This window comes from Thiorhodococcus mannitoliphagus, from assembly GCF_010915725.1.
Lineage (GTDB): Bacteria > Pseudomonadota > Gammaproteobacteria > Chromatiales > Chromatiaceae > Thiorhodococcus > Thiorhodococcus mannitoliphagus.
The window spans coordinates 23,618-34,864 of the sequence record NZ_JAAIJR010000053.1 but is presented as its reverse complement, the minus strand read 5'-3'; the positions used below and the strand labels follow the sequence as shown (position 1 = coordinate 34,864).

8 protein-coding genes are annotated in these 11,247 nt (G+C 63.5%); 7 read left to right on the top strand and 1 reads right to left on the bottom strand.

Going from position 1 to position 11,247, the window contains the following annotated elements; all coding sequences use genetic code 11:
- Positions 1–253 precede the first annotated feature (253 nt).
- Entirely contained in the window at positions 254–1,573 is a 1,320-nt protein-coding gene (locus tag G3480_RS13940) for a TRZ/ATZ family hydrolase (protein WP_164654501.1), read from the bottom strand.
- A 67-nt stretch (positions 1,574–1,640) separates the two neighbouring features.
- Between G3480_RS13940 and mtnA the strand changes: the two genes are divergently transcribed.
- From mtnA to G3480_RS13905, 7 genes are all read left to right on the top strand, one after another.
- Complete coding sequence (gene mtnA, locus G3480_RS13935) at positions 1,641–2,696, top strand: S-methyl-5-thioribose-1-phosphate isomerase (RefSeq protein WP_164654500.1); 1,056 nt, start codon at positions 1,641–1,643, stop codon at positions 2,694–2,696.
- A 377-nt stretch (positions 2,697–3,073) separates the two neighbouring features.
- A complete protein-coding gene (gene gyrA / locus G3480_RS13930) occupies positions 3,074–5,689 on the top strand; it encodes a DNA gyrase subunit A (RefSeq protein WP_164654499.1) in 2,616 nt (871 codons plus the stop codon).
- A 27-nt stretch (positions 5,690–5,716) separates the two neighbouring features.
- Complete coding sequence (gene serC / locus G3480_RS13925) at positions 5,717–6,799, top strand: 3-phosphoserine/phosphohydroxythreonine transaminase (protein ID WP_164654498.1); 1,083 nt, start codon at positions 5,717–5,719, stop codon at positions 6,797–6,799.
- A gap of 105 nt (positions 6,800–6,904) precedes the next feature.
- On the top strand, positions 6,905–8,071 hold the full coding sequence (locus tag G3480_RS13920) for a phosphoglycerate dehydrogenase (protein ID WP_164654497.1): 1,167 nt from the start codon (positions 6,905–6,907) through the stop codon (positions 8,069–8,071).
- A gap of 17 nt (positions 8,072–8,088) precedes the next feature.
- Positions 8,089–9,189, top strand: coding sequence for a prephenate dehydratase (gene pheA / locus G3480_RS13915; RefSeq protein WP_164654496.1), 1,101 nt, complete (start codon positions 8,089–8,091; stop codon positions 9,187–9,189).
- Positions 9,190–9,260: 71 nt separating this feature from the next.
- Complete coding sequence (gene hisC, locus G3480_RS13910; protein ID WP_164654495.1) at positions 9,261–10,373, top strand: histidinol-phosphate transaminase; 1,113 nt, start codon at positions 9,261–9,263, stop codon at positions 10,371–10,373.
- Positions 10,370–11,236: a prephenate dehydrogenase gene (locus G3480_RS13905; RefSeq protein ID WP_164654494.1), complete on the top strand. Its 867-nt coding sequence runs from the start codon at positions 10,370–10,372 to the stop codon at positions 11,234–11,236. Before hisC ends, G3480_RS13905 begins: the two co-directional genes overlap by 4 nt.
- Positions 11,237–11,247: the final 11 nt, after the last annotated feature.

The window sequence follows — 11,247 nt, the reverse complement described above, 5'->3', positions numbered from 1 at the left end:
GTCACCGCCAGGGCCTTATCCCTAAAACCCCCGCTACCCAAATCAGGTGACGGGGGTTTTTCTTTGCGCAAGGAAAAACATTCGCCCCAGCGCCGATTCAGGAGCCATATAACTGCTCCAAATACCCCCAGCGCCGCCTCAACGCTCCCCTGATGGAAGCATTCAGCGCGCCGACCCTCCAATGGTTCTCCCAGAACTTCGATGGGCCAACCGCAGCCCAGCAGCTCGGATGGCCACTCATCGCGTCAGGTGGTCATGTGGCGTAGGCCTCTAAATGCGCCTGCCAAACCTGCGCTGCCGAAATCACTTCGGCGCCGTGCAGCGTTGTCGGGGCGCCGTCGCGGATGACTTGGCGCCCGCGGATCCAGACCTGTCGTACTTGATGCCTTCCGGCGGCGTAGACGATCTGCGAATTGGGGTGGTAGAGCGGCTGGGTGTGGGAATCGCGCAGGTCCATGGCGACCAGGTCAGCCGATTTGCCAGGTTCGATGGAGCCGATTTCGTCCTCGATACCGAGGGCCTTGGCGCCATTGATGGTCGCCATCCGCAGGGCGTCCGTTGCCGGGACTGCGCTGGCCGAGCCAGATACGCCTTTGCCGAGCAGGGCGGCGGTGCGCATTTCTCCGAGCAGGTTGAGGTCGTTGTTGCTGGCCGCGCCGTCGGTTCCCAAGGCGACGTTGACGCCGGCCTCGAGCAGCTTAGCGACCGGGCAGAAGCCACTGGCCAGCTTGAGATTGGACTCAGGGCAGTGCACGACATGGGCGCCAGTCTCGGCGAGCCGCTCGATCTCCGCGTCCTCGAGCTGGGTCATATGGATGGCGACGAGCGACGGGCCGATCAGGCCGAGCCGATCGAGCCGCTTGATGGGGCGCTCGCCATGATCGCGGAGCGATTGCACCACCTCGTCTTGAGTTTCGTGCAAGTGGATATGGATCGGCACTTCCAACTCGTTGGCCAATGTCTGGACGCGCTTGAGCGGCTCATCGGATACGGCGTAGGGTGAGTGTGGTGCGAAGCCGACCCGAATCAGCGGATGGCTGCGGTATTGGTCGTTTAGCGCCAGGCCCTTGGCGATGTAGGCATCGGCCGACTCGGCATAGCCCGTGGGGAAGTCGACCACGATCATGCCGATCACGGCGCGCATGCCGGCCTCCGCGGTGACCTGGGCCGTGACCTCCGGGTAGAAGTACATGTCGTTGTAGCAGGTGACGCCGCCTCTCAGCATCTCGAGGACTGCCAGGCGCGTTCCATCCGCCACGAAGTTGGGGTCGACCCAGCGTTTCTCCGTCGGCCAGATGTGGTCATGCAGCCAGGTCATGAGGGGGAGGTCGTCGGCCAGGCCTCGCATCAAGGTCATGGCCGCGTGGGTGTGCGCGTTCACCAGACCGGGAATGAGGACATGACCGGGCAGCTCCACCACGCGCTGAGCCTCGACGGAGCGCTGTGCTTCGTCGTAGGGCAAGATGGCGAGGATGCGTCCGTCCGCAATGGCGACGGCGTGATCGGTGAGTTGCCGATTCTCGGGGTCCACGGTCAGGATCCACTGAGAATGCACAAGAAGCTCGGCTTGCATGGTCGGACCTTTGGTTGTGACGTCGAATCAGGGACAATGCGCTGCAACATGCCATAAGGAGCTTCCCATGACCACCGCACTGCCCTCCACCCCGACACCTGATGACGCCGCGCTTTGGCATCAAGGCCGGCTCTACTTGACCGATCAACGGGTGCTGCCCGAACGCGCGGAGTTTCTCGGTTATGACCAGGCTTGCGATGTTGCAGATGCGATTCGCGCCATGGTGGTGCGCGGGGCGCCGGCAATCGGGGTAGCGGCGGCCTACGGTGTCGTGCTCGCTGGCCGCAGCGCTTATATCGCCGCCGGGGAGGGCTGGAAGCAGGCGATCGAGGCCGACTTGGGGCGACTGGCGGCCTCCAGGCCAACGGCGGTGAATCTCTTTTGGGCGATTCGCCGCATGCGGGCCCGGATCGCGGAGCTCGATGCAAGCGACCCAACCGAGGCGCTGACCGCCGAGGCCATTGCGATCCATGAGGAAGACCGTGCCGCGAATCGGCGTATGGGCGAGCTGGGAGCCGAGCTGATCCAGGGGCCGACCGAGGTGATTACGCATTGCAATGCAGGCGCGATGGCGACCGGCGGCTACGGGACGGCTCTCGGGGTGGTGCGCAGTGCTTTCGCCGCCGGCAAGATCCGCCGCGTCTATGCCGATGAGACGCGGCCTTGGATGCAGGGAGCACGGCTCACCGCCTGGGAACTGATGCATGACGGCATTCCCGTGACCTTGCAGGCGGACTGTGCGGCCGCGAGCCTCATGGCTGGCGGTCGTGTCGGGTGGGTCATCGTTGGGTCCGACCGCATTGCGGCGAATGGCGACGTCGCCAATAAGATCGGGACCTACGGGTTGGCGGTGATGGCCAGGCACCATGGCATCAAGTTCATGGTCGCAGCGCCAACCTCGACGGTGGATATGGAGGTTGCTTCTGGTGCGGATATCCCGATCGAAGAGCGAGATCCGGTCGAACTCTTGAGCTGTGGCGGGCGCCGCATCGCCCCAGCGGGCTGCGAGGCGCGCAACCCCGTCTTCGATGTGACGCCGGCTGGCTTGGTCGATGCCATCGTCACCGAGCGCGGCGTCGTGCTCGATCCGACGCTTGAGAAGATGCAGGCATTGATGGCTTGATTCGGCCGGGTCTCATCGCTCTGGCAGCTCCGCTGGGAGTGTCGCCCTCTAAGGCGACGCGGGCCATGAGTGATGGTCTCAGCGCGGCAATTTGAAGCTCAGGCAAAGACGCTCGTGACTGCTTCTCTCGGGATGATGCGTCTCGCGTCCAACAGACTGGTTGGCCTGCAACGTAGGCTCTCCGTTTGATACTGGCGGATCGGCTTGAGTCACTTGCGCTTGCGCCTTGGCTGGGCTCGCGCTTGTCATTTCGGCAGCCGTTGTCGACTCAGCGATCGGATGCCTGGCGTGTTAGAATCCGCAGGTTACGAGCACGCTGAATGCGGCGGCAGCCGCTGCGTGGCGCACTGTCATCCAAGAGTCGATTAACCACGCCCATGCCAGATTTCGCGAAAGAAGTCCTGCCCATCAATCTCGAGGACGAGATGCGTCAGTCCTATCTCGATTACGCCATGAGCGTCATCGTCGGACGGGCGCTGCCGGATGTGAGAGACGGCCTCAAGCCGGTTCACCGTCGGGTTCTCTTCTCCATGCACGAGCAGGGCAACGTCTGGAACCGCGGCTATCGCAAGTCCGCGCGCGTCGTCGGTGATGTCATGGGTAAGTATCATCCCCATGGCGACTCTGCCATCTACGACACCATGGTCCGCATGGCGCAGCCATTCTCGCTGCGCTACCTGCTCGTCGACGGTCAGGGAAACTTCGGCTCGGTGGATGGTGACCCGCCCGCGGCCATGCGCTACACCGAAGTGCGCATGAAGCGCATCTCCGAGGCGCTGCTCGATGACCTCGATAAGGATACCGTCGACTTCGTTCCGAACTACGACAATACCGAGCAGGAGCCCTCCGTCCTGCCGGCGCGCTTCCCGAATCTCTTGGTCAACGGCTCCTCCGGCATCGCGGTGGGCATGGCGACCAACATCCCGCCGCATAACCTGCGCGAAGTCATCGACGCCTGCCTGGCGATCATCGAGAACCCGCTCGTCACCATCGAGGAGCTGATCGAGATCGTGCCGGGACCGGATTTCCCGACGGCGGGGCTGATCAATGGGGTGCGCGGCATCCGCGAGGCCTACCGCACCGGCCGTGGTCGCGTGGTCATGCGTGCGCGGACCATCACCGAGGTCCAGAAGCGCAGCGGGCGCGAGGCGATCGTCGTCACCGAGATTCCCTATCAGGTCAACAAGGCCCGTCTGCTCGAGCGCATCGCCGAGCTGGTCAAGGAGAAAAAGATCGAGGGTATCGCCCAGGATGGGCTGCGTGACGAGTCCGACAAGGACGGGATGCGTATCGTCATCGAGCTCAAGCGCGATACCTATGCCGAGGTGTTGCTGAACAACCTCTATCAGCACACCCAGATGCAGCAGGTCTTCGGCATCAACATGGTCGCTCTGGTCGATGGCCAGCCGCTGACACTGAATCTCAAGCAGGTCCTCGAATACTTCCTGCGTCATCGCCGCGACGTGGTGACGCGCCGCACCCTCTACTTGCTGCGCAAGGCCCGTGATCGCGCACACGTCTTAGAAGGCTACGCTATTGCGCTGGCCAACATCGACGATGTGATCGAGACCATCAAGCGCTCGGCGAGCCCTGCCGAGGCCCGTGAGCGTCTCATGACGCGCGCTTGGCCGCTGGGCGATGTCTCCGCGATGCTCGAACGGGCAGGGGCGGAGCAGACGCGGCCTGAGGACCTAGCGCAAGGCTTTGGCCTGAGCGATGAGGGTTACAAGCTCAGCGAGCGCCAGGCCAAGGCCATCTTGGATCTGCAGTTGCATCGGCTCACCGGCTTGGAGCAGGAGAAGATCCTCAAGGAGTTCGAGGAGATTCTGGAAACCATCGCCGCATTGCTGCTGATCCTGTCGGATCCCGACCGACTCATGGAGGTCATCCGCGCCGAGCTGATCGCTGTGCGCGAACAGTTCGGCGATGAGCGGCGCACCGAGATCCAAGTCGACCAGACGGATCTGACCCTTGAGGATCTCATCGCCCCAGAGGATGTCGTGGTGACGCTGTCGCACCAGGGCTATGTCAAGGCGCAGCCTCTGAGCGACTATCAGGCCCAGAAGCGCGGCGGCAAGGGCCGGAGCGCGACGTCCTTCCGGGAAGAGGACTTCATCGACCGCATCTTCGTCGCCAACTCGCACGACACTGTGCTCTGTTTCTCCAGCCGCGGTCGGGTCTATTGGCTCAAGGTCTACGAGCTGCCCCAAGCCGGGCGCGGTGCCCGTGGCCGGCCGATGGTCAACCTGCTGCCGCTCGAGCAGAACGAGCGGATCAACGCCGTGCTGCCGGTGCGCGAGTACGAGGAAGGCTATTTCGTCTTCATGGCGACCAGTGCCGGCACGGTGAAGAAAACGCCGCTCAAAGACTTTTCGCGCCCGCTCTCCCGCGGCATCATCGCCATCGACCTGCGTGAGGACGAACATCTCGTCGGCGTCGCGATCACGGACGGCAATCAGGATCTGATGTTGTTCACTTCCGCTGGCAAGGCCGTGCGCTTCTCGGAGCAGCATGTGCGCGCCATGGGCCGCACCGCGCACGGTGTCCGCGGCGTGGTGCTGCGCGAAGACCAGCGCGTTATCTCGCTGGTCATCCCGGAGCCGGGCACGGTGCTCAGCGTGACCGAGAAGGGTTATGGTAAGCGCACCACGGTGGATCAGTTCCCGACCAAGGGGCGCGGCACCCAGGGTGTGATCGGCATCAGCACCTCGGAGCGCAACGGGGCTCAGGTGGGTGCGGTGCTGGTGCGGCCGGGGGACGAGATCATGCTCATTACCGAGGGCGGCCACCTCGTCCGCACCAATGTCGACGAGATCCCGATCGTCGGGCGTAGCGCACAGGGCGTGAAGCTGATCAATCTCGCAGAGGGCGAGCGTCTGTGCTACATCGAGCGCGTCGTCGCCTTGGAAAACGGGGACAAAGACAACGGGGACGAGCCTAACGAGAGCGACGTCGCCGACGACGGTGTCGAACCGGACACCGACACAGACTAACCAGCAAAGCGAACGGAGAAATCCAGAATGGCTCGCGTCTACAACTTCAGCGCCGGACCGGCAATGCTGCCGGAGCCGGTCCTGGCCCAGGCCCGCGACGAAATGCTCGACTGGCACGGCAGCGGCATGTGCGTGGCCGAAATGAGCCACCGCGGCAAGGAGTTCATGTCCATTGCCGCCCAGGCCGAGGCCGATCTGCGCGAGCTGATGAGCATCCCGGACAACTACAAGGTGCTCTTCCTCCAAGGCGGGGCCTCGAGTCAGTTCACGGCCATTCCCATGAACTTGCTCCAAGGGGCGGAAAGCGCCGACTACATCAGCACGGGCTCTTGGTCCAAGAAGGCCATCGCCGAGGCGCGCCGCTATTGCGCGGTGCATGTCGCGGCGACGACGGAAGACACCAAGTTCACGCGCGCGCCCGCTCAGGGAGAGCTGGACCTGAGCGCCGACGCGGCCTATGTTCACTACACCTCCAACGAGACGATCCAGGGTGTCGAGTTCTCCTATATTCCAGAGACCAACGGCAAGCCTCTGGTCGCCGACATGTCCTCGACCATCCTGTCGCGCCCCATCGATGTGTCCCGCTATGGGCTCATCTACGCGGGTGCTCAGAAGAACATCGGTCCGGCCGGTCTGACCATCGTGATCCTGCGTGATGACCTCATGGGTCAGCCGATGAATGGCACGCCGACCATGTTCGACTACAAGGTGCAGGCGGACAACGACTCTATGTACAACACGCCGCCCACCTATGCCTGGTACCTGGCCGGCCTCGTGTTTCAGTGGCTGAAGGGCAATGGCGGCCTGGCAGCGATGGCGGAGATCAACGCACGCAAGGCCAAGCGTCTCTACGATTGCATCGATGCCTCGAGCTTCTACCAGAATCCGGTGGATCCGGTGTCGCGCTCTTGGATGAACGTGCCCTTCACGCTGGCGAATGCCGATCTAGACGAGACCTTCCTGAAAGAGGCCAAGGCCGTCGGGCTCACGACGCTGAAGGGACACAGGTCCGTCGGCGGTATGCGCGCGAGCATCTACAATGCGATGCCGGAATCAGGCGTCGAGGCGCTGGTGTCCTTCATGCAGGAGTTCGAGCGCAAGAACGGCTGAGCATCAGTGGGCAGTTGTCAGTTGTCAGTTGTCAGTCGCAATTGGCTCTGCCCACCTCGCATTCCAGACTGACACCTGAAACCTGACAACTGACACCTTTAGCTTATGTTCAAGATCCAGACGCTGAACAACATCTCCGTGGCGGGCCTGGAGCGGCTGCCGCGCGATCGTTACGAGATCGCCTCCGAGATCGCTCATCCGGACGCCATCCTGGTGCGCTCGGCCAAGATGCACGACATGGAGATCCCTGAGACGGTCCAGGCCATCGGCCGCGCTGGCGCAGGGACCAACAACATTCCGATCGCCGACATGACCGCGCGCGGCGTGGCCGTGTTCAATGCGCCCGGCGCCAACGCCAATGCGGTGAAGGAGCTGGTGATCGCCGGCATGCTGCTCTCGGCGCGCAACATTGCACAGGCCTGGCATTTCGCCCGCGAACTCAGCGGTGACGATGCCGAGATCAACAAGGCGGTCGAGGCCGGGAAAAAGCAGTTTGCCGGCTTCGAGTTGCCGGGGCGGACCCTGGGTGTCATCGGCCTTGGGGCGATTGGCGTCAAGGTCGCCAATGCGGCGCGCGCGCTCGGCATGAAGGTCATTGGCTATGACCCCAGCATCACGGTCAGCCGTGCCTGGCAGCTGGAGCGCGACGTCGAGGCTGCGGTCAGCATCGACGATCTGCTGTCACGCTCTGACTTCGTGACCTTCCATGTGCCGCTGACGGACAAGACCAAGCACATGATCAACGCCGAGCGCATCCGCACCCTGCCCAAGGGGGCAGTGCTGCTGAACTTCTCCCGCGCCGGCATCATCGACGATGACGCCGTGGTGACGGCGCTTGATCAGGGGCATCTCTACGCCTACTGCTGCGACTTCCCGAGCACTCTGCTGAAGGATCATCCGCGTGTCGTGACGCTGCCGCATCTCGGCGCATCGACCAAAGAGGCGGAGGACAACTGCGCCATCATGGTCGCCGATCAGATCAGTGATTTTCTGGAGAACGGCAATGTGACCAACGCGGTCAACTTCCCGGAGATCGTGCTGCCGCGTAACGGCGGGCTGCGCCTGGCGGTTGTGAACAGCAATGTGCCCAACATGGTCGGTCAGATCTCCACAGATCTCGCCAACGCCGGGCTCAACATCATCGATATGCTCAACCGTTCGCGCGGTGACGTCGCGGTGACCTTGATCGATGTCGACCAGCGTTGTCCCGAGGATACGGTCAAGCAGATTCAGGCCATCGAGGGCGTGCTGTCGGTGCGCTGTCTGGGCTAAGCGGGTCGCGTCGCATCATGACCAAAGCCACCAGCGAAGAGGAAGAACTCGGGGCGGTCCGCAACCGCATCGATGCCATCGACCAGGAGTTGCTTGCCCTCATCAGCGAGCGCGCGCGCTGCGCGCAGCAGGTCGCGCACATCAAGACTGCGGCGACCGACCGCTCGGTGCAGTTCTATCGCCCAGAGCGCGAATCTGCCATTCTGCGTCGGATCAAGGACGCGAATCCGGGGCCGTTGGATGGCGAAGAAGTCGCCCGGCTGTTTCGCGAGATCATGTCTGCCTGTCTGGCGCTGGAGCGTCCGCTCAACGCGGCCTTTCTTGGCCCTGAGGGAACCTTCACGCAGGCGGCGGCGATCAAGCACTTCGGACACTCGGTCGTCACCAAGGCGATGGGGACCATCGACGAAATCTTTCGCGAGGTGGAGTCGGATACCTGCGACTTTGGTGTCGTGCCCGTCGAGAACTCGACCGAGGGTGTTGTCAGCCACACCCTCGACCTCTTCATGACCTCGCCCTTGATGATCACGGGCGAGGTCTGTCTGCGCATCCATCACCATCTCTTGAGCCATGCCGAGGACCTCGGTGCCATCGGCACCGTCTACTCGCATCAGCAATCGCTGGCACAATGCCGGGAATGGCTCGACCGCAATCTGCCGACGGCCGAGCGTGTCGCCGTCGGCAGCAACGCGGAGGCGGCGCGCCTGGCGGCCCAGGAGCCGAACGCGGCGGCTGTTGCCGGGGTTCAAGCGGCGGAGATCTACGACCTCAAGGTGCTTGCCGAGCGCATCGAGGACGAGCCCAGCAACACCACGCGTTTTCTGGTCATCGGCAAGCAGGATTCGCCTCCGAGCGGACAAGACAAGACCAGCCTCTTGCTGTCCTGCCAGAACGAGTCGGGCGGTCTGCATAGCCTCTTGGCGCCCATGGCGGTCCATGGGATCAGCATGACCCGGATCGAGTCGCGGCCATCGCGGCGCGGTATTTGGGACTATGTGTTCTTCGTCGACATCATCGGGCACCGATCGGACCCTAATGTCGCCTACGCGCTGCAGAGCCTGGAAAAGGACGCGCTCCTGTTCAAGGTGCTAGGGTCTTATCCGATTGCCGTTTTGTGACTCCGCAGCCGTGACTTCCTCGCTGTAGGGAGGGTGGCGCAACTGACGACCCATCAAGTCTGTAACCTTCTATGAACCAAGCTGATAATCCCTTTCTGTCCATCGCAGCCCCCTGGATCGCTGGGCTGACGCCCTATGTCCCGGGTAAGCCGGTCGCCGAGCTTGAGCGCGAGCTGGGCATCCAAGATTCGGTCAAGCTGGCGTCGAACGAGAATCCGCTTGGCCCAGGTTCTCGGGCGCGTGCAGCCATCAACAGGGTGCTCGCCGAGCTGGGCCGGTATCCAGACGGCGGCGGCTATGAGCTGAGACGCGCGCTCGGCGAGCGTCATGGCGTTTCTCCGACCGCGATCACCGTCGGGAACGGCTCCAATGATGTCTTGGATCTGGTCGCGCGCGTCTTCTTGCAGCCGGGCGTCGAGTCCGTCTTTTCCGAGCACGCCTTCGCGGTTTACCCCATTGCGACCCAGTCCGTCGGTGCGACGGCGCGTATCGCCAAGGCCCGCGACTATGGCCATGATCTGGATGCGATCTCGGACTTGGTCACTGACAAGACCCGTGTGGTCTGGATTGCGAATCCGAACAATCCGACCGGGACTTGGCTCTCCGCGACGGCGCTCAAGTCCTTCATTGGCGCGCTTCCGCCGACCTGCATCGTGGTCGTCGACGAGGCCTATACCGAGTACGTCTCCGAGCCCGATTTCCCGGATGCGACCCATTGGATCGAGACCTTCCCGAACCTCATCGTGACCCGCACCTTTTCCAAGGCGCATGGCTTGGCAGCGTTGCGGATCGGTTACGGCATTAGCGATCCCAAGGTCGCGGATCTCCTCAATCGGATCCGGCAACCCTTCAATGTCAATGCCTTGGCGCAGGCGGCGGCGATCGCGGCCATCTCGGACCGCGAACACGTGCGTGCCTCCGTCGAACTCAATCGGGCCGGCATGAAGCAGATGACAGCTGGCTTTGAGCGATTGGGCTTGGGCTACATCCCCTCCGTCGGCAACTTCGTATGCGTCGATCTCGGTTGCCCGGCCGGTCCCATCAACGATGCCCTGCTCAAGCGCGGTGTCATCGTGCGTCCGGTCGGCAACTATGGTCTGCCGAATCACCTGCGGATCAGTATCGGGACCGAAGACGAGAACGCTCGCTGCCTCGCGGCCCTGGAGGCCGTTCTGGCCGCATGATCGAGCGGCTCGCCGTCATTGGCGTCGGACTGATCGGCGGCTCCCTGGCGCGCGCGCTGCGGGCGGCGGGGGAGGTCGGCGAGGTGGTTGGCTGCGGCCGCTCGGCGCTCAACCTCGAAACGGCGGTCGAGCTTGGCGTCATCGACCGCTTCACCCATGATCCCGGGGAGGCGGTCGTCGGCGCGGACGTCGTCTTTCTCGCTGTCCCCTTGGGCGCGATGCGCGGGACCCTGTCGGCCATCAAGGAACGGCTGGATGCGGGTGCGGTCATCACGGACGGCGGAAGCGTCAAGGGCAGCGTGGTCGCGGACGCGGTCGCAGCCTTCGGCAAGGTCCCCGCGCGGTTAGTGCCAGGACACCCGATCGCGGGCACCGAGTGCAGCGGGGTGGAGGCCTCCTTCGCCGAACTCTATCAGAACCGGCGCGTGATCCTGACGCCCTTACCTGAGACGGATCCGGAGGCCCTGAGCCTGGTCAGCCGGATGTGGGAGGTCTGCGGTGCCGAGGTGACGAGCATGTCGGTTGGTCATCATGACGAAGTCCTCGCCGCCACCAGCCATCTGCCGCACATGCTGGCCTTCGGGCTCGTGGATGCCCTGGCGCGCATGCGCGAGAACGACGAGATCTTCCGCTATGCAGCCGGCGGCTTCCGTGACTTCACCCGCATTGCCTCGAGCAACCCCGTCATGTGGCGAGACATCTGCATCGCCAACCGCGAGGCCCTGAGCGCCATGCTCGCCCGCTTCGGCATCGAGATGACCGACCTTGCCGAGAGCATCCGCCGGGCCGACAGTGACCGTCTGCTGGAGATCTTCGAGCGCGCCAAAACGGCGCGCGACCGCTACATCGACAGCGCGAAATAAGCGCGCAGGTC

Excerpts from the sequence above, each read along its gene's own strand:
- G3480_RS13940 (WP_164654501.1), bottom strand. The coding sequence starts at position 1,573 with ATGCAAGCCGAGCTTCTTGTGCATTCTCAGTGGATCCTGACCGTGGAC.
- mtnA (WP_164654500.1), top strand. The coding sequence starts at position 1,641 with ATGACCACCGCACTGCCCTCCACCCCGACACCTGATGACGCCGCGCTT.
- gyrA (WP_164654499.1), top strand. The coding sequence starts at position 3,074 with ATGCCAGATTTCGCGAAAGAAGTCCTGCCCATCAATCTCGAGGACGAG.
- serC (WP_164654498.1), top strand. The coding sequence starts at position 5,717 with ATGGCTCGCGTCTACAACTTCAGCGCCGGACCGGCAATGCTGCCGGAG.
- G3480_RS13920 (WP_164654497.1), top strand. The coding sequence starts at position 6,905 with ATGTTCAAGATCCAGACGCTGAACAACATCTCCGTGGCGGGCCTGGAG.
- pheA (WP_164654496.1), top strand. The coding sequence starts at position 8,089 with ATGACCAAAGCCACCAGCGAAGAGGAAGAACTCGGGGCGGTCCGCAAC.
- hisC (WP_164654495.1), top strand. The coding sequence starts at position 9,261 with ATGAACCAAGCTGATAATCCCTTTCTGTCCATCGCAGCCCCCTGGATC.
- G3480_RS13905 (WP_164654494.1), top strand. The coding sequence starts at position 10,370 with ATGATCGAGCGGCTCGCCGTCATTGGCGTCGGACTGATCGGCGGCTCC.